Annotated in this window: 19 protein-coding genes; 7 read left to right on the top strand and 12 right to left on the bottom strand. The window is 67.0% G+C overall.

The genetic code is table 11. From position 1 onward, the window contains the following. Positions 1-24 precede the first annotated feature (24 nt). On the top strand, positions 25-1,104 hold the full coding sequence (locus KB874_RS19140; RefSeq protein WP_212538162.1) for a BMP family ABC transporter substrate-binding protein: 1,080 nt from the start codon (positions 25-27) through the stop codon (positions 1,102-1,104). A gap of 57 nt (positions 1,105-1,161) precedes the next feature. On the opposite strand, the gene KB874_RS19135 is transcribed toward KB874_RS19140, so the two are convergent. Next, positions 1,162-1,392, bottom strand: a complete 231-nt coding sequence (locus tag KB874_RS19135) for a hypothetical protein (protein WP_212538161.1) — start codon at positions 1,390-1,392, stop codon at positions 1,162-1,164. A 204-nt stretch (positions 1,393-1,596) separates the two neighbouring features. On the opposite strand from KB874_RS19135, the gene KB874_RS19130 reads away from it, so the two are divergent. Beyond that, entirely contained in the window at positions 1,597-2,424 is an 828-nt protein-coding gene (locus tag KB874_RS19130) for a helix-turn-helix domain-containing protein (protein ID WP_212538160.1), read from the top strand. A gap of 23 nt (positions 2,425-2,447) precedes the next feature. On the opposite strand, the gene KB874_RS19125 is transcribed toward KB874_RS19130, so the two are convergent. From KB874_RS19125 to mnmC2, 4 genes are read right to left on the bottom strand one after another with little or no spacing between them, the layout of a single operon-like run. Then, positions 2,448-3,221 (bottom strand): 3'(2'),5'-bisphosphate nucleotidase CysQ, encoded by a 774-nt coding sequence (locus KB874_RS19125; RefSeq protein ID WP_212538159.1) that lies wholly within the window; start codon positions 3,219-3,221, stop codon positions 2,448-2,450. Continuing rightward, entirely contained in the window at positions 3,208-4,551 is a 1,344-nt protein-coding gene (locus tag KB874_RS19120) for a TldD/PmbA family protein (RefSeq protein WP_212538158.1), read from the bottom strand. Before KB874_RS19120 ends, KB874_RS19125 begins: the two co-directional genes overlap by 14 nt. 60 nt (positions 4,552-4,611) lie before the next feature. Next, positions 4,612-5,478 (bottom strand): DMT family transporter, encoded by an 867-nt coding sequence (locus KB874_RS19115; RefSeq protein WP_212538157.1) that lies wholly within the window; start codon positions 5,476-5,478, stop codon positions 4,612-4,614. A 1-nt stretch (position 5,479) separates the two neighbouring features. Then, positions 5,480-6,148, bottom strand: coding sequence for a tRNA (5-methylaminomethyl-2-thiouridine)(34)-methyltransferase MnmC2 (mnmC2, locus tag KB874_RS19110; protein WP_212538156.1), 669 nt, complete (start codon positions 6,146-6,148; stop codon positions 5,480-5,482). A 47-nt stretch (positions 6,149-6,195) separates the two neighbouring features. Here mnmC2 and KB874_RS19105 point away from each other — a divergent pair, with 47 nt between their 5' ends. Further along, positions 6,196-7,236 carry an NAD(P)/FAD-dependent oxidoreductase gene (locus tag KB874_RS19105; protein ID WP_212538155.1) on the top strand — a complete coding sequence of 347 codons (1,041 nt, stop codon included), beginning with the start codon at positions 6,196-6,198 and terminating at the stop codon, positions 7,234-7,236. A 116-nt stretch (positions 7,237-7,352) separates the two neighbouring features. After that, positions 7,353-8,243 (top strand): dihydrodipicolinate synthase family protein, encoded by an 891-nt coding sequence (locus KB874_RS19100; protein ID WP_212538154.1) that lies wholly within the window; start codon positions 7,353-7,355, stop codon positions 8,241-8,243. Positions 8,244-8,334: 91 nt separating this feature from the next. On the opposite strand, the gene KB874_RS19095 is transcribed toward KB874_RS19100, so the two are convergent. The 6 genes from KB874_RS19095 to KB874_RS19070 all read right to left on the bottom strand — a co-directional run bounded on the left by KB874_RS19095 (position 8,335) and on the right by KB874_RS19070 (position 13,298). Further along, complete coding sequence (locus tag KB874_RS19095) at positions 8,335-8,778, bottom strand: MaoC family dehydratase (protein WP_212538153.1); 444 nt, start codon at positions 8,776-8,778, stop codon at positions 8,335-8,337. A gap of 103 nt (positions 8,779-8,881) precedes the next feature. Then, positions 8,882-9,754, bottom strand: a complete 873-nt coding sequence (locus KB874_RS19090) for a TIGR01459 family HAD-type hydrolase (RefSeq protein ID WP_212538152.1) — start codon at positions 9,752-9,754, stop codon at positions 8,882-8,884. 133 nt (positions 9,755-9,887) lie between these two features. Beyond that, the gene (locus tag KB874_RS19085) at positions 9,888-10,808 is read right to left on the bottom strand and encodes a manganese-dependent inorganic pyrophosphatase (RefSeq protein ID WP_212538151.1); all 921 of its coding nucleotides are present in this window, start codon (positions 10,806-10,808) and stop codon (positions 9,888-9,890) included. A 142-nt stretch (positions 10,809-10,950) separates the two neighbouring features. Next, positions 10,951-12,075, bottom strand: a complete 1,125-nt coding sequence (locus KB874_RS19080; protein WP_212538150.1) for a CaiB/BaiF CoA transferase family protein — start codon at positions 12,073-12,075, stop codon at positions 10,951-10,953. Next, positions 12,072-12,743, bottom strand: a complete 672-nt coding sequence (locus KB874_RS19075) for a DsbA family protein (RefSeq protein ID WP_212538149.1) — start codon at positions 12,741-12,743, stop codon at positions 12,072-12,074. The genes KB874_RS19080 and KB874_RS19075 overlap by 4 nt, the downstream gene beginning before the upstream one ends. Positions 12,744-12,788: 45 nt before the next feature. Beyond that, positions 12,789-13,298 carry a DUF721 domain-containing protein gene (locus KB874_RS19070; protein WP_212538148.1) on the bottom strand — a complete coding sequence of 170 codons (510 nt, stop codon included), beginning with the start codon at positions 13,296-13,298 and terminating at the stop codon, positions 12,789-12,791. 95 nt (positions 13,299-13,393) lie between these two features. Between KB874_RS19070 and mutY the strand changes: the two genes are divergently transcribed. Beyond that, positions 13,394-14,461, top strand: coding sequence for an A/G-specific adenine glycosylase (gene mutY / locus KB874_RS19065; RefSeq protein WP_212538147.1), 1,068 nt, complete (start codon positions 13,394-13,396; stop codon positions 14,459-14,461). Positions 14,462-14,492: 31 nt separating this feature from the next. Beyond that, a complete protein-coding gene (locus KB874_RS19060; RefSeq protein WP_212538146.1) occupies positions 14,493-15,638 on the top strand; it encodes an alkane 1-monooxygenase in 1,146 nt (381 codons plus the stop codon). 165 nt (positions 15,639-15,803) lie between these two features. On the opposite strand, the gene KB874_RS19055 is transcribed toward KB874_RS19060, so the two are convergent. Then, entirely contained in the window at positions 15,804-16,457 is a 654-nt protein-coding gene (locus KB874_RS19055) for a peroxiredoxin (protein ID WP_212538145.1), read from the bottom strand. A 193-nt stretch (positions 16,458-16,650) separates the two neighbouring features. On the opposite strand from KB874_RS19055, the gene KB874_RS19050 reads away from it, so the two are divergent. Further along, on the top strand, positions 16,651-18,087 hold the full coding sequence (locus KB874_RS19050; RefSeq protein WP_212538144.1) for an aldehyde dehydrogenase family protein: 1,437 nt from the start codon (positions 16,651-16,653) through the stop codon (positions 18,085-18,087). Positions 18,088-18,099 lie beyond the last annotated feature (12 nt).

Genomic DNA, 18,099 nt, shown 5'->3' with positions numbered 1-18,099 from the left:
CGAACCTAACAGGGAGAAACACTGATGAACCGTAGAACACTACTGGCCAGCGCGGCCCTTGCAATGTCGCTGGGCGGCGCGGCGCTGGCGCAGGACACGACGAAGGCCTGCTTCGTCTATGTCGGACCGATCGGCGATGGCGGCTGGACCTACCAGCACCACCAGGGCGCGCTGGCGGTCCAGGAAGCCTATGGCGACAAGGTCGAGATCGCGTGGCAGGAATCGGTGCCGGAGGGCGCGGATGCCGAGCGCGTGCTGACGCAGATGGCGCTGTCGGGCTGCAACATCATCTTCACCACCTCCTTCGGCTACATGGATGCGACCAATGCCGTCGCCGCCAAGTTCCCCGACATCAAGTTCGAGCATGCCACCGGCTACAAGCGCGAGCATCCGAACGTCGCGACCTATGACGCGCGTTTCTACGAAGGCCGCGCCGTGCTCGGCCACATCGCGGGCAAGATGACCAAGAGCAACAAGATCGGCTACATCGCGTCGTTCCCTATCCCCGAGGTGATCCAGGGCATCAACAGCTATTACCTGCACGCCAAGAAGGTGAACCCGGATGTCGAGTTGGTCGTGACCTGGGCCTACACCTGGTTTGACCCGTCGAAAGAGGCCGACGCCGCCCGCGCCATGATCGACCAGGGCGTCGACGTGATCGCGGCGCACACCGACTCGACCGCGCCGCTGGGCGAGGCCGCCAAGGAAAACGGCGCCGTGATCGGCTTTGGCCAGGCCTCCGACATGGCCGCGTTCAAGCCCAGCCCGCGCGTCGCCTCGATCATCGACAACTGGGCGCCCTACTACGTCAAGCGCGTCGGCGCGGTGATGGATGGCACCTGGGAGCAGGGCGCGTCCTGGGCCGGGATGCCCGAGGGCGAGGTGGTGATCGGCGAGATTACCGAGGCGGTTCCCGCGGACGTCAAGGCCGAGGCCGAGGCGATGATCGCCGCCATCACGGCGGGCGAGTATCACCCGTTCACCGGCCCGATCAACAAGGCGGACGGATCGGCCTGGCTGGCCGAGGGCGAGGTTGCCGATGACGGCACGCTGGCCGGCATGAACTTCTACGTCGAAGGCATCACGGCCGAGATCCCGAACTGACCCGAGAATGGCGAAGGGCCCCGTTTGCGGACGGGGCCCTTACCGAGTGGTGGCTTGTCAGAGGTCGTCAGTCTTTGGTATCCGGGCTGCTATCCGATTGACCGTGTGCGACGCCAGCATCAGGTGGCTGACATCGTCGCCACCGATCCGGCCTGCCAGGTCAAAGGCCGCCTCTTGCAGGATATCGGCCGCCTGTCTCAGGCGGCGGGACAAATCCGCAAGCGCAATCTCCTCTTCCGGTTCGCCTGAAAATAAGGCATTCACCGGAACCTGGCCTTCGACGGACAATCGTCATCCCCTTCGCAACCTTTGAAGGCATCATAGCGTAAGGGTTCGATTTTTCTCTGGAAAAGGCTGAACCGAAAGACTCCTTTTCCACCAATCCGGTGGGCTTTCCAAGCAATGAGTGATACGGTTTGATGGGAAATCGAGACAGGAAGCCGGTCATCTGTCTCGTATTTGACTCATGGCGACACGAATTTGAGACGATGCATGCCGACACGCAAGACCGAGACCCCGATCTCGCAACGATTCAGCGCGAATCTGCGCAAGTTGATTCAACTTACGGATGGTGTGACGGCCACGGCACGCGACCTGGAGATCAGTCGCGCGCAGTTCAACCGCTACCTCGCCGGGGAGTCCTATCCCAAGCCCGCGGTGCTGAAGCGGATCTGTGACCATTTTGGGGTGGATGCCCGTATCCTGACGACAGAGCTGCCGGATGCCTACCTGGCGATGTTGCCGCCGCCGGGCACCGCGCGGATGCCGCAACTGCTCAATTTCGGGCTTGAAAACGCCGTGCATTCTTTGCCGATCAGCCCGAACCATTACGTGACGCCCAAGGCTCTTCCTGACGGGCTTTACCTGTTCTGGCGCCATTCCATGTCGCGCGAGGGGCAGTTCGTCTGCACGCCCGTGCAGGTCCAGACGCTGCCGGGCGCGCGCATCTTCCGCTCGTTCATCCAGCGGATCCCCGAGCTGATGACGGAACAGCTGAGCAAGCAGGAACGCGAGCTGCGGGGGATCATCTTGGGGGTCAAGGACGGCTATGCCTGGCTGTTCCTGCATTCACCGGTCTGGAACAACGTGGCGCTGGTCTTTGCCTCGCATCCCACGCACGAACTGTCGGCCTTCATGCCCGGTTATTACGCGCTGGCCCGGGACGAGGCCCCGGGCCAGAACCGGTTGGCGCGTTGCGCGATGGAGCGGCTGCCGGCAAAGCGCGCGTCGATCGTGCGGGCGGCGCACATGACGCGGTTCTTCACCACGGCGGAACTTCCGCGCGGGGTGCGCCACCTGATCGATGCGCCGATGCACTAGACGCCACGTCGCCGCGCGCGGGGCTAGAGCATGCGTTTCAGCAGCGCCGCGTGCAGCGTGGGATTGGCGGCCAGAACGCCCGGCGTTTGCGGGTGGCGGTTGTTGAAGTGCAGCGACCGTCCCTGCGGGTCTGTCACCGTCGCCCCCGCCTCGGCCATGATGAGCGCGCCCGCGGCGATGTCCCATTCCCAGGCCGGCCGGAACGTCACCATCGCGTCATAGCGTCCCTCGGCCACCAGGCACAGGCGATAGGCCAGCGAGGGGCGATGGCTGCGGTGCATGTCGGGCACGCCGCCGGGCCAGTGCTGGGTGTCCAAGCTGTGCCGCGTGGCCAGCAGGCTGGCGCCGTCGGGCTCGGCGGTCTGCGCTGCGCGCAGCGGCACGCCGTTCAGGCGCGCCCCGCCGCCGCGCGTGGCGATGTACATCCGGTCCTTCATCGGCAGGTAGACCACCGCCGTGCGCGGGCGCCCGGCCTCGACCACGGCGATGGAATGCGCCCAGGTGTCCGACCCGTCGGCGTAGGACCGCGTGCCGTCGATCGGATCGAGGACAAAGACCCGCTCGGCCGACAGACGGTCGTCGGTGTCGGGGCTTTCCTCGGACAGCCAGCCATAGTCGGGCCGTGCCGCCCGCAGGAAGCTCTCCAGCGCCACGTTCACCGCCAGATCGGCCTTGGTCACGGGGCTGTTGTCATGCGCCTTCATCCGCACGTCCAGCGGCCCGCCGTGATGGGCGGTGGCGATCTCTCCGGCGCGGCGGGCGGCCTCGATCAGGAGTGTCAGGTCACTCCCCGGCAAGGGTCAGCCCCTCGACCAGCAGCGATGGCACGACGCGCGACAGCCAGAGCCGGGCATCGTTGGCGGGTGTCATGCGGCGCAGGAAATCGCGCAGGTTGCCGGCGATGGTGACACCCGAGACCGGGTAGGCGACCTGGCCGTTCTCGACCCACAGCCCCGCCGCCCCGCGCGAATAGTCGCCGGTGGTGGCGCTGATGGTGCTGCCGATCATCGAGGTCACGATCAGCCCGGTGCCCATCTGCGCGATCAGGTCGTCGCGGCTGTGCGGACCTTGGGTCAGTTCCAGGTTCCAGGCGCTGGGCGACACCCCGCCCGAGACGCTGCGCGCGGCGTTGGCGGTGCTGTCGAGCCCCAGCTTGCGCGCGCTGGCAAGGTCCAGCACCCAGCCTTGCAGCATGCCGTCCTGCATGATGGCGCGGCGGCGGGTTTCCAGCCCCTCGGCGTCGAACGGGCGCGAGCCCGAGATGCGCGGGCGCAGCGGATCCTCGACCAGGTTCATGGCTTTCGGCAGCACCTGTTCGCCCATCGCGTCGCGCAGCCATGACGCGCCGCGCGCGATGGCCGCGCCGTTGATCGCCGACACCAGGTGGCCCACCAGCGAGCTTGCGATGCGTTCGTCGAACAGCACCGGGTAGGCGCCGGTTTTCGGCTTGCGCGGGTTCAGCCGGGCGATGGCCCGTTCCGCGGCGCTGTGGCCGATCTCTTCGGGACTGCGAAGGTCGGCCTGGTAGGTGCGGCTGTCGCCGTCGTAGTCGCGCTCCATCTTCAGGCCCTCGCCGGCGATAGCGACGCAGGAGGTGTGGCGCGAGGTGCGCGCGTAACCGCCGGAAAACCCGTTGCTGGCGGCAAGATGCACCTGTTGCGCCGAATAGCCCGCGCTGGCGGATTGCACCTGCGAGACGCCCTTGACCGCCAGGGCCGCGGCCTCGGCTCGCGCGGCGTCGTCCTGGAGCGTGGCGGGAGCGGGTTCCGGCGACGGGTCGGCCAGGTCCAGCCCGGTCGCGTCGGTCAGCGCGGTGATCTGCGACGGGTCGGCCAGGCCCGCATGGGGATCCTCGGGCGCCTCGCGGGCCATGGCGACGGCACGCTCGGCCATCGCCTGCATCGTCTCGGGCCGGGTGTCGGACGAGGACACGACAGCGCTGCGCCGCCCGACAAAGACCCGCAGGCCGATATCGCTGCCCTCGGCGCGCTGCGCCTCTTCCAGCTTGCCGCCCCGCACGTCGATCGAGACCGAGGTGCCGAGGATGGCGATAGCGTCGGCGGCATCGGCGCCTGCCGCGCGGGCGGCGCCGAGCAGGGCATGGGCGAGGGTCTTGGGATCGGACATGGGGCCTCCGTCTGTCTGTCCTGACAGGTAGGCCGGGCAGCGGGCAGGTGCAAGCGCCGCTCAGCCGCGCAGGCGCGCCCGCCACAGGGTGAACAGGCCCGCCGCCACGATCAGCGTCGCGCCGAAAGCCACGTTGGGGCGGATCGTCTCGCCGAAGATCAGCACGCCCATGGCGCTGGCGAAGACCAGTTGCAGGTAGGCGAAGGGCTGGACCGCGCTGGCCTCGGCCACCTCGTAGGCGCGGATCAGCAGGTAATGCCCCAGCGCCCCGGTGACGCAGAGCGCGGCCATCCAGCCCCAGTCGGGGGTGGTCATCGGCTCCCAGAACCACATCCCGATGGCGGTGGCCACGACCGCGCCCGTGGTGCCGGTCCAGAAGAACGAGGTCGCCGCGCTGTCCTGACGCCCGACATAGCGGGTGAGCAGCCCGTAGAGGGCGAACATGAAGGCCGCCACCAGCGGGATCGCGGCGTAGGGAGAGAACACGCCGCCCGAGGGTTGCAGGATGATGATGACGCCGATGAACCCGATGCCGATCGCGCTCCAGCGCCGCCAGCCCACCTTTTCGCCCAGCACCGGGCCGGACAGCGCTGCGACCAGCAGCGGGTAACAGGCAAAGACCGCGTGGCTTTCCACCAGCCCCAGCAGGACGAAGCCCACCACCATCACGTTGATCTCGGTCGCCAGCAGAACGCCGCGGAACGTCTGGATCAGCGGCAGGCGCGTGGCGGCGGCAGCGCGCAGGCCGCCGGCCTTGCGGCTGGCCACCGCCATGACGAAGGCGGCGAAGAACCAGTAGCGGACCATCACCACCATCATCACGTTGTATTCGGATGCCAGGTGGCGCGAGATTCCGTCCTGCGTGGCAAAGACGAAGGTCGTCGCCACCATCAGGATGATTCCCGTTCGGGTGTTCTGTTCAACCATCTCAGGCCTTCCGCGCGACGGTCATTTGCCGCTTTCGCCCGTATCCCGGCGCGCGGGTCACGTCCAGCCCCGCCGACGCCAGCCCGCGCCGGACGTGACCGGCTGCCGAATAAGTGGCCACTGTCGCGCCCGGTGCCATGTGCGCGGCCACCTGCGCCAGCAGGTCGGGCGACCAGAGCTCGGGGTTCTTGGCAGGCGAAAACCCGTCGAGGAACCAGGCATCGGCCATGCCCGTCCAGGCCGGCAGCGTCTCTCGCGCGTCGCCTGCGACCATCTCGAACGCCAGGTCGTGCAGGGCAAAGACATGCGCGCCCGCCTGCCAGTGCGGGGCCAATTCCTGCGCCAGTGAAGCGACTTCGGGAAAGGCGGCCTGCGCGCGGATCATGTCGGTGGCCTCCAACGGATAGGCCTCGAAGGTGGTGAAGCGCAGTGTGCCCTGCTGCCCCGTCGCGCGCCACAGGTGGAGCAGGGCCAGCAGGTTCAGCCCGGTGCCGAAGCCCAGTTCGGCGACGTGGAACCCGTCGCGGAACCGTGCGGGCAGGCCATTGCCGTCGAGGAACACGTGCCGTGTCTCGGAGAGGCCGTCATCGAGCGAATAATACGGGTCGTCGAACCGCGTCGACACGGGAACCGTGCCGCGCCAGTCCAGCCCGCCGGACTGGTCTGCCATGAGAGAAACCGTTAGGAACAGGGCCGTTGTGGCGTCGGAGGCGGGCGATGGCAAGGGTGGATGTGACAGTGCGCGGCGCAGGGGTCTTTGGCCTGTCTGTAGCCTGGGCCTGTGTCCGGCGCGGGGCGCGGGTGCGGGTGGCCGACCCGTTCAGGCCGGGCGCGGGATCGTCGGGCGGCCTGGTCGGCGCGCTGGCGCCGCATGTGCCGGAGAATTGGAACCCCAAGAAGGCGTTCCAGCTGGACAGCCTGCTGATGGCCGAAGGCTTCTGGGCCGCGGTCGAGGCGGCGGGCGGCGTGTCTGCCGGATACGGGCGCACCGGGCGGTTGCAGCCGGTGGCGGACAACGCGGCGCTGGCGCTGGCGCGGGCGCGCGCCGACAGCGCCGCCGCATTGTGGCAGGGGCGGGCCGTTTGGGCGGTGATCCCGACGGCCCAAGCGGGGGGATTCGCGCCCGTGTCGCCGAGCGGCTGGCTGATCCGAGACACGCTGAGCGCCCGGATGCATCCCCGCCGCGCTTGCGCCGCGCTGTCCGCGGCGCTGCGCGTCTCGGGGGCCGAAATCGTGACCGAGGCCGGGGACGAAGGCGCGGTAGTCTGGGCGACGGGATGGCAGGGGTTGCAGGCGCTGTCCGAGGCGCTGGGCCGCAAGGTCGGCGACGGGGTCAAGGGGCAGGCGGCGCTGCTGCGCTTCGACGCGCGCCAGGCGCCGCAACTGTTCGTCGATGGGCTGCACATCGTGCCGCATGCGGACGGGACGGTGGCCATCGGCTCGACCTCGGAGCGAGAGTTCGACGTACCGGATACGGTGGACGCGCAATGCGACGCGCTGGTGGGCCGCGCGCAGGCGGCGCTGCCGCTGCTGCATGGCGCTTCGGTGCTGGAACGCTGGGCGGGCGTGCGGCCCCGCGCCCGGTCGCGCGCGCCGATGCTGGGGGCATGGCCGGAGCGCGCCGGGCATTTCATCGCCAATGGCGGGTTCAAGATCGGCTTCGGCATGGCGCCGAAGGTGGCCGAGGTGATGGCGGACCTGGTGCTGGAGGGGCGCGATGCCATTCCCGAGGGATTCCGGGTGGAGGATTGCCTTTAGGCCGGCAGACGGCGCTGTTCCGGCTGCGCCGAAATGCGCCCCGCCCGCCGTCCCATGCTTGACCGCGACCCCGCGGGGCTGGTTTGGTCGGCGAAGGGGTGATGGAGGAAAGACCGATGATCGACATTCGTGATTTGCACGGCGTGGTGCCCTACCTGCCCACGCCGCTGACGGCGGATGGCCATGTCGACGAGGCCGCGCTGGCGCGGCTCTGCCGCCACCTGGTTGCCGAGGGTGTGCACGGGCTGACGCCGCTGGGATCGACCGGGGAATTCGCCTATCTCGACTTCGCCGCCAAGGAGCGTGTCGTCGCCACCACGGTCGAGGCGTCGAATGGCCATGTTCCGGTGATCGCGGGCGTTGCCGCCACCACCACGCGCGACGCGGTGGCGCAGGCGAAACGCTGGGCCTCGCTGGGGGCCGACGGCATCCTGGCCGTTCTCGAGGCCTATTTCCCGATCTCCGAGCAGGGGGTGATCGACTATTTCACCGCCATCGCCGACGCGACCGCCGCGCCCGTGACGCTCTATACCAACCCGAATTTCCAGCGTTCGGACCTGTCGCTCGAGGCGATCGATGCGCTGTCGCACCACCCGAACATCTTGTTCCTCAAGGACGCCTCGACCAACACCGGCCGCCTGCTGACGATCCTGAACCGGACCGAGGGGCGGATCGGCGTCTTTGCCGCCTCGTCGCACATCACCGTGGCAGTGATGATGATCGGCGGGCGGGGTTGGCTGGCCGGGCCGTCCTGCCTGGTGCCGCGGCAGAGCGTGCGGCTGTTCGACCTGTGCAGGACCGCGCACTGGGACCAGGCGATGGCGCTTCAACGCGACCTCTGGGCGGTGAACCAGGTCTTTGCCCGCTACAACCTGGCGGGCGCGGTCAAGGCGGGGCTGAAGCTGCAAGGCTTCGCCTGCGGCGACCCGGCGCCGCCGCAGGCACGGCTGACGGATGAGCAGGTGGAGGCGGTTCGGCGGGCGCTGGAACAGGTGGGCGCGCTTTAGGGCGCCAGGAATGGAGAGCGAGTGGGCTGTCACGTTCGCTACGCGAACATGTTCTTGCCCGCCGGCGTTCGTGCGCCTTCGCGCAGAATGCTCAGTCGAACTTGCGTGAGGGAGCGAGCACCTTGGCCTCGCCGATCAGCACCTTCTTGCCGCCGACTAGACAGCGGCAATCCAGCGTCACGCGGCGCTTGGCGATGTCGATGTCGATGACCTCGACCTCGGCCCGCACCATGTCGCCCGGGCGCACCGGCGCGAGGAATTTCAGCGTCTGGCCCAGGTAGACCGTGCCATGCCCCGGCAGCTGCTCGCCGATCACCGCCGAGATCAGCCCGGCGGTCAGCATCCCGTGTGCGATCCGACCCTCGAAGATCGTGTCCTGCGCATAGTCGTCGTCCAGGTGCACCGGGTTCCTGTCGGTCGAGATCTGGGCGAACATCTCGATATCCTGGTCGGTCACAACCTTCTGTACATGGCGCACCATGCCCATCTCGATATCCTCGATGCAGATCGTGCCGCGCGGCAGGTTGTCCAGCATGTCGCCCTCCATCAGCCCCGTCCGGTAACTTTCAGGCGTCACATGGCGCCTACATTGAAATTTTATTACTTTGCGGCTGCAGAAAAATCAAGCCGGAATCGCCTTAGCGCAGGTAGCCGATGGCAAAGGCAGGCGCGACCTTTTCGCGCGTAAGGTAAGTCTCCAGCAGGGCAAGGTCGGGCTGGTCCCCGGTCCCGGTATCCTCGCGCGCCAGCCCGCCCGAGATGAAGAGCGAATCGATGTCCTCGCCCATCGCGCCCAGGATGTCGGTCTGCGGCCCGTCCCCGATGGCGAGAATGGCGCTATCAGGGACGTCAGCGCGGTGCTGCGCCAGCCGTCGCCGCGCCAGGTCGTAGATCGGCGGATGCGGCTTGCCGAAATAGAGACTTTCGCCCCCCATCTCGGTGTAAAGCCGCGCCAGAGCCCCGGCGCACCATTCGCGCTGCTCGCCGCGATCCACCACGATGTCTGGATTGGCGCAAAGCAGCTTCATCCCCTTCTGCTTGGCATAAAGGAACTGCGGCCGGTTCACCGCCGGGTCGGCATGTGGATCGAAGGGACCGCAGCAGACGATGCCCTCGGCCTGCTCCAGCGGCACCCGCTCGATTGTCACCGGGTCGGAAAGCAGCTTCATCGGCTCGAAGAAGGTCAGGTCGAAATCCAGCCCCATGAACCAGACCTTGCGCCCCACCGCGCCCTGGAACATCGCCACGCGGGCGCTGTCGCCGCTGGTGGCGATGTCGTCATACGCGTCTTCCGGCACGTCGAAGCGCAGCAACTGCTTTGCCACCTCCTGGCGCGAGCGCGGCGCATTGGTCACAAGGATCACGCAGCCGCCCCGCGCCCGATAGGCCTGCAACGCCGCCACGGCCTCGGGAAAGGCGGTGACGCCATTGTGCACGCAGCCCCAGAGATCGACGAAAAGCGCATCGTAGCGGTCGGAGATATCGGAAAGGGATTGGATGATCTGCGTCATGGGCGCCTCGCTTGTCCTGCTGTGCCCTACATGCCGCATTCCCCGCCAAAGAAAAAGGGCGGCCCGAAACGCGCCGCCCCTGTCTTCATCTTGCCCATAAACTCCGGGTCCGGGGCAGAGCCCCGGTCCGCCCTCAGAGCTTGAGGTTCGGGATGATCTGCTTCTTGCGGCTCATGATGCCGGGCAGGACCACGGTGTCGCCGGTCACGGTCGCGCCAAAGCTCTTCTCGGCCACGGTCTTGACCAGGTCGTTTGGCACCAGAAGCGTGGCTTCCTCGTTCAGGATATCCACGACGAACAGCAGCACTTGGTCCGCGCCGTCCTCCTTCGCCACGTCAACCATCGAGGCCATCAGGCTGTCCTTGCGGTCCAGCACGGTCTTGGGAGCGGTCGTTTCGAGCACGGAGACGCGGAACTCCTTGCCGTCGACGGTGTATTCCTTCGAGTCCATCCGCAACAGTTCGGCATCCGAGAAGGCCGAGACATCGGATTTCGCGGCGAACATCTGGGCCGCATAGTCGGGGATCGAGACGCCCAGCTCGGCGGCCAGCGCCTCGGCCACGGCGCGGTCATGCGGCGTCGTGGTGGGGCTGCGGAATTCCAACGTGTCGGACAGGATGCAGGTCAGCGCGGCGCCCTTGATCTCGCGCGGCATCTTCGCGGCGTCGGCGCCCATCAGGTCGACCATGATCGTCGCTGTGCAGGCCATCGGGCGCACGGTGATGTCGATCGGGCCCTTGGTTTCCAGCCCGCCCACCAACTTGTGGTGGTCGATGATGGCGCGGATGTCGGCCTTGTTGATGGAACCGGGCAGTTCGGCGGGGTTGTTCGTATCGACGATGACCACTGGCGCGCCCTCGGCCACGTCCGAGATGATCTCGGGCTTTGTCAGGCCCCAGTGGGCCAGCATGAAGGCGGCCTCGGTGTTGGGCTCGCCCAGCAGGACGGGGCGGGCGGCCTCGCCCTTCACCTCGTTCAGATACCAGGCCCAGACGATGGGGCTGCCGGTGGAATCGGTGTCGGGCGACTTGTGGCCGAAAACCTGGATGGTCATGGGAATCCTCGTTCAATGCAGGTCGATTTGCGCGGGCTTTTAGCGGCCGTCCGGGGGATTGTCACCCCGGGGTCGTGGGGTGCGTCCGAATGGGTAAGAAGGGGACGGCCCTGCGGGCGATTGCTCCACGCCCGAGTTCCGCTCAGCCCGCCCCGCCCAGCTTCGGCGCGGGACGGTCCAGCACCAGGTCGGCGTCCGAGAAACGGAACGGTGCGCGCACGCCAGGGATGCCCTCGGGGGCTATTTGCAACCCGCGCGCGACGACTTGCGGATCGGCAAAGACCGCCGCCATGTCGTTGATCGGCCCGGCGGGTATGCCGCGTTCTTCGCAGCCCGACAGCAGGTCGGCGGCGGTGCGCTTGCGCGTCTCGCCCATCAGGCGGTCGATCATCGCCTCGCGGTTCCTCACCCGGTCGGCGTTTGTCAGGTAGTCCGGATGCTCGGCCATCTCGTCCAGCCCCAGCAGCGCGCAAAGCCTGCGATACTGGCCGTCATTGCCCGTGGCGATGATGATATGCCCGTCGGCACAGTCGAAGACCTGGTAGGGCGTCAGGTTCGGGTGATAGTTCCCCGTCCGCCCCGGCGGCGTTCCGGTGGAGAGAAAGTTCAGCGCCTGGTTGGCCATCGCCGACACCGCGCAGTCGAGCAAGGCCATGTCCACATGCTGCCCTCGCCCGGTGCGCTCGCGCTGGTGCAGGGCGGCAAGGATGCCCGAGACGGAATAGAGCCCGGTGAACAGGTCCGTGACCGCGACGCCCGCGCGCTGCGGCTGGCCGTCCGGGTCGCCGGTGATCGACATGAAACCCGACATGCCCTGGATGATGTAGTCATAGCCCGCGCGGTGGGCATAGGGCCCGTCCTGCCCGAAGCCGGTGATCGAACAATAGATCAGGCGCGGATTGACCTGCGAAAGGCTGGCATAGTCCATGCCGTATTTCGCAAGGCCGCCGACCTTGAAGTTCTCGATCAGGATATCCGCCCCGCGCACGAGATCGCGCATCCGCTCCTGCCCCTCGGGTGTGGTCAGGTCAACCACGACCGATGTCTTTCCCCGATTGCAGGAGTGGAAATAGGCGGCCGAGCGATCGCCCTCGCGCTCGATGAAAGGGGGGCCCCATTGGCGCGTGTCGTCGCCTGCGGGGCTTTCGACCTTGATCACCTCGGCGCCAAGGTCGGCCAGCACCTGCCCGGCCCAGGGCCCGGCAAGGATGCGCGCCAGTTCGATGACGCGCACGCCCTCCAGCGGTCCGCGCGGGGCCGAAGTCATTGGTTCAGACGCTTGTCCAGCTCGGCCGAGAAATCGGCATAGCTCATGTTCGACACGGTCTGGCCGTCGATGACGAAGGACGGGGTCGAGCGGATGCCGTCCTTGGTCGCGTTCTCCTGGTACCACGTCACCAGCGCGCGCAGCTTGTCGCCGTCACTCAGGCACTGGTCCAGCTGTTCCGCGCCAAGGCCCGCCAGCAGGCCGATCTTGCGCAACTCATCCGCGATGGCGGCGTCGGAACCGGCGCGCGCCCAGTCTGCCTGGCCCTTGTAGATCAGGTCGGTGATGCCGAAGAACTTGCTCTCGTCGCAGCGCGCGATCAGCGAGGCCCACATGCCATACTTGTCGAAGTAGACCTCGCGGTAGGTGAAACGCACCTTGCCGGTGTCAATGTAGTTGTCCTTGATCTGCTTGAACACGTTCTGGTGGAAAGACGCGCAATGCGGGCAGGTGTAAGACGCGTATTCCACCACCTCGACCGGCGCATCCACCGCGCCCATGGTCATCTCGACGACCTGGGACATGTCGACCTCGGCCGAGCCTTCGGACGCTGCCTGCACGATCTGGTTCAGCTGAATCGTCGATGCGTCGGGCTGGGATTTCGTGAACCACCAGCCACCGCCTGCGACGATCGCCGCCAGCGCGGCTGCGGGAAGGATCATGTTCATGGAGCTGCCTCTTTTCATCTGTTCTGCTGTGTCGGGTCTGGGGGATCAGCCCCGGCGTTCGGTCTTGGATATGACGTTTGCCGCCAGACGTTCAAGCGCTGCCCGCAACCCCTCGTCCGCCACGCCGTCGGCCACGGCGCGGGCCTGCGGGGTGATGACGGGCTCGGGCGGCGGGGCGTCGGCCTTGCGATGGACGAAATCGACCCGCCCGTCGGCAAAGCCGGTGGCGGCGGTCTGGGTCACGCGGATGCGGGCGATGGCGTTGTAGCCATAGGCGCCATTGATGCGCTGTCGCAACTCCTCGCGGCGCATGGTCAGGATCGGGGCATTGGCGCCGGTGGTCAGCACCGTCAGCGTGGCACCCAGCCCCTCGCGTCCGTATTTCACGTCGACCGGCCGCGCGATGGCGGCCAGGTCGGGGCCGACGATCTCTTCCCAATGGGTCAGAACGCGCGATTCGGCAAAGCCGCGGGACCCCGACGCCTTGCGGATGCGGTCCTGCAGGAGCGAGGCGGTGCGGGTAAAGCCATAGGTCGTGGTGTTGCGGCGGGTCATGCCTTGAATCCCTGTTGCGGGGGCTATTCTAGTGTCCCCGCCGGGCCGCGTCAGCCCGGATTCGTCGCACAAGCCGCAGGAGTTCGATCACCGTCATGTCAGCGCCGCGTGAAAGGCCCCGGGCCGGAGACCTGCTGGACTGGTATGACCGCCACGCGCGCGACCTGCCGTGGCGGGTCGGGCCGCGGGCGCGGGCAGAGGGCGTGCGGCCCGATCCCTATCGCGTCTGGTTGTCCGAGGTGATGCTGCAACAGACCACCGTGGCTGCGGTGAAATCCTATTACGAGACTTTCACGACGCGCTGGCCCACGGTGCAGGCGCTGGCCGCTGCCGAGGATGGCGATGTCATGGCCGCCTGGGCAGGGCTGGGATATTACGCCCGCGCGCGCAACCTTCTGAAATGCGCCCGCGCCGTGGCCGGGGATCATGGCGGGATATTTCCCGACGATCACGCGACGTTGCTGACCCTGCCGGGGATCGGGCGCTATACCGCCGCCGCCGTGTCGGCGATCGCCTTCGACCGGCCAGAGGTGGTGGTCGATGGCAACGTGGAACGGGTCATGGCGCGCCTGCATGACGAACACACGCCCCTGCCCCAGGCCAAGCCGCTGCTGACCGACTTCGCCGCGCGCCTGACGCCCGACACCCGCCCCGGCTGCTACGCGCAGGCGGTCATGGACCTGGGCGCCACGATCTGCACGCCGCGCAACCCGGCCTGCGGGCTGTGTCCGTGGCGGCGATCCTGCGCCGCGTGGCAGGCCGGGACGGCGACGGAACTGCCGAGGAAGGCGCCCAAGAAACGCAAGCCCACGCGGCTGGGCATCGCCTATCTCGCCCGCCGCGTCGATGGCGCCTGGCTGCTGGAGAGGCGCCCCGACAGCGGCCTGCTGGGCGGGATGCTGGGCTGGCCCGGCAGCGACTGGGGCGACGACCCCCAAGAGGCGCCGCCGATCCGCGCCGAGTGGAAGACGCTGACCGAGGAGGCGCGTCACACCTTCACCCATTTCCACCTGCGCCTGACGGTCAGGACCGCCCTGTTACCGATGGACCGCCGCCCGGATCGCGGAGAATTCATCGAATTGCCCGACTTCCGCCCATCCGACCTGCCAACGGTGATGCGCAAGGCGTTTGATCTGGCGCATGCGGGTATGCGCAAGTCGTGATAGGATCATGTGAAAACCCCGGAGAGGATGCATGAGCAGCACCGATTACAGCCCCCCGGCCATCGCGCGCCTGTCGGCGGCGCTGCCCTTCTGGATGTCGCTGGGGCTGATCCCGCTGGTCTGGACGGGTGCGCTTTGGGGCGGCTGGTGGGTGCTGCTGCCGATCCTGTCGACATGGTACCTGTTCTCTGCGCTGGATGCGGCGCTGGGGCTGAACCTGGAAAACCCCGACCCGATGACCGCCGAGCAGCACCTGTTCTGGTATCGCTTCGGCGTCATGGCCTGGGTGCCGTTGCAGGTGCTCAGCCTCTACGGGTTGATCTGGTATGTCACCGGTGCCGGGCACCTGTCGGGGCTGGAGAAATTCGGCGTGTTCTTCGGCGTCGGCGTGATGACGGGAACGGTGGGGATCAACTACAGCCACGAACTCATGCACCAGAAGAACCGTCTGGAGCGTTGGCTGGGCGACCTGTTGCTGGCGATGGTGCTCTATTCGCATTTCCGCTCGGAACACCTGCTGGTGCATCACCTCTATGTCGGCACGCGGCGCGATCCGGTGACGGCGCGCTATAACGAGGGGTTCCACCGCTTCTATCCGCGCGTGCTGCGCGAGAGCCTGCAATCGAGTTTCGCCGCAGAACGCGCGATGCTGGCGCGCAAGGGCCTGCCCTGGACGCATCGCAGCAACCCGTTCTGGCGCTATTGGGCCTTGCAGGCGCTGGCGCTGGGCCTTGCGGCGCTGATCGGCGGCTGGGGTGGCCTTGCGCTGTTCCTGGTGCAGGCCGGCGTCGCGATCTGGCAGCTGGAACTGGTGAATTACGTCGAACATTACGGGCTGACGCGGAAACATCTGGGCGAGGGCAAGTATGAACACGTCAAGCCGCGCCACAGCTGGAACGCGGCCTGCAAGGCGTCGAACTGGCTGCTGATCAACCTCCAGCGCCATTCCGACCACCATTACAAGCCCGACCGCCGCTTTCCCCTGCTGCAGACCTACACCGAGGACGAGGCGCCGCAGCTGCCCTTCGGCTATCCGGTGATGACGATGGCCGCAATGGTGCCGCCACTCTGGCGCCGGGTGATGAACAAGCGGGTCAAGGCCTGGCGGCAACGCTTCTATCCCGAAATCGAGGACTGGACGCCCTATAACAAGGGCACGCTGCCCCCGCCGCGCTAGGCCGGTCAGGGCCTGACACGGGGTATCGGTGCCTTGCAGGCGCCGACCCGCTGGGGGCTTTGCCCCCGGACCCCCAGGATAACTTCAGCCAGAAGAAGGCAGGCCCGGTTTCCGGGGGCTGTGCTTGGCGAGAGGCGGGGGCAGCGCCCCCGCTCAGGCCCGGTTTCAGGCTGGCATCTTCGTCTTGCGCAGGTAGGGCAGGACCATCTCGATCTCGCCGAATTTCTCCTTCGCCTGCGCGTCGTTCAGCGACAGAGCCACGATCACGTCCTGGCCGTATTCCCAATTGGCGGGCGTCGCGATCGGCGTCTTCCAGGTGGCCTGCAGCGCGTCCAGCGCCCGCAGCACCTCGGCGAAGTTGCGGCCCACCGACATCGGGTAGGTCATCATCAGCTGCACCTTCTTGTCCGGCGAGATGATGAAAACGGACCGCACCGAGGCGCTGTCCGCCGCCGTCCGGCCATCGGGCAGGTAGGCATCTGCGGGCAGCATGTCGAGCGCCTTGGACACGTTCAGATTCTCGTCCGCGATGATCGGGAACCCGGCCTTGGCCTGCGCCGTCTTTTCGATATCGGCCTTCCACTGGACGTGTTCGGCCACGCCATCGACCGAGATGCCCATCACCTTGGTGCCGCGCTTGGCCCATTCGTCGGCCAACTGTGCCACGGCGCCGAATTCGGTGGTGCAGACGGGGGTGAAATCCTTGGGATGCGAGAACAGGATCGCCCAGCTGTCGCCGATCCAGTCATGCAGGTCATACTCGCCCAGGTCGGTCGTGACGTGAAGGTTCGGGATCGTGTCGTTGATGCGAAGGGCCATGTGGCGCTCCTTTCCATTTTCCGGGTTTCGAACTCTGTTGTGAGGGTTCACATATATTCTGAATTCAATATGTAAAGCCCCGCCTTGCACCTTCAGATAGGGGGTGACAGAGTGCCGCGAAACCCCCCGGATGCCGATAGGGACACGGTTCTTCGCAGGTCGCGGGGGATGGAATTAAGCGCGGGAGAAAGCGATGATCGAGAGACGCCAATTCTACATCAACGGCACCTGGGTGGACCCGGTTCAGGGCCGCGACTATGCCGTGATCGACCCTTCTACCGAAGAGCCTTGCGCCATCATCAGCCTGGGCGGACAGGCCGATACGGACGCCGCCGTGGCCGCGGCCAAGGCCGCCCTGCCGGGCTGGATGGCCACCCCGGTCGAACAGCGCATCGCCGCGCTGGAGCGGGTCCTGGCCGCCTACCGCGAGCGCGAGGAGGATCTCGCCCAGGCGATGAGCATGGCGATGGGAGCACCCATCGACATGTCGCGCCGCGACCAGGTTGGCGCGGGCAGCTGGCACCTGAAGAACTTCATCACCGCCGCCAAGGCGTTTCGCTGGGAACACCCGCTGGGCGATCATGCGCCCAATGACCGGATCATTCACGAGGCGGTGGGCGTCTGCGCGCTGATCACGCCGTGGAACTGGCCGATGAACCAGATCACGCTCAAGGTCGGCGCGGCGCTGGTCGCGGGCAACACGATGGTGCTGAAACCCTCCGAGGAAAGCCCGATCGACGCGATTGTCTTTGCCGAGATCATGCATGCGGCGGGCCTGCCGGCGGGCGTTTTCAACCTGGTGAACGGGGATGGTGTGGGTGTGGGCTCGCAACTCTCCAGTCACACGGACGTGGACATGGTCAGCTTCACCGGCTCTACCCGGGCCGGGCGGCTGATCTCGATCGCCGCCGCCGACACGCTCAAGCGTGTGCACCTGGAACTGGGCGGCAAGGGCGCCAACCTGATCTTCGCCGATGCGGATGAAAAGGCGGTCAAGCGCGGCGTGCTGCACATGATGGAAAACACGGGCCAATCCTGCAACGCGCCCTCGCGCATGCTGGTCGAGGCCTCGGTCTATGATCGCGTCGTCGAAGAGGCCGCAGGCATCGCGCAAAAGCTCGAGGTCGGCCCCGCCAGCAAGGCAGGCCGCCATATCGGTCCGGTGGTGAACGCCAGCCAGTGGGAGAAGATCCAGGGTCTGATCCAGAAGGGCATCGACGAGGGCGCACGGCTGGTCGCGGGCGGCCCTGGTCTGCCCGAGGGCTTCAACAAGGGGTTCTTCGTGCGCCCGACGGTCTTTGCCGATGTGACCCCCGACATGACCATCGCGCGCGAGGAGATCTTTGGCCCGGTCCTGTCTATCATGAAGTTCGAGACTGAGGACGAGGCGGTGCGCATTGCCAACGACACACCTTATGGCCTGACCAACTACGTTCAGAGCCAGGACGGCGCGCGGCGCAACCGGCTGGCGCGGGTGCTGCGCTCTGGCATGGTGCAAATGAACGGGCAGGGCCGCGGTGCCGGTTCGCCCTTTGGCGGGATGAAGATGTCGGGCAATGGCCGCGAGGGCGGCAGCTGGGGCATCCACGATTTCGTCGAGGTCAAGGCCGTGACCGGCTGGGCGCTGTAAAGCCCCGGCAGC

The sequence above is a fragment of the Thetidibacter halocola genome (genome assembly GCF_018224955.1).
GTDB classification, from domain to species: Bacteria; Pseudomonadota; Alphaproteobacteria; order Rhodobacterales; family Rhodobacteraceae; genus Thetidibacter; species Thetidibacter halocola.
Note: the sequence above shows the minus strand (reverse complement) of the source record. Positions and strands in the feature narration are given on the sequence as shown.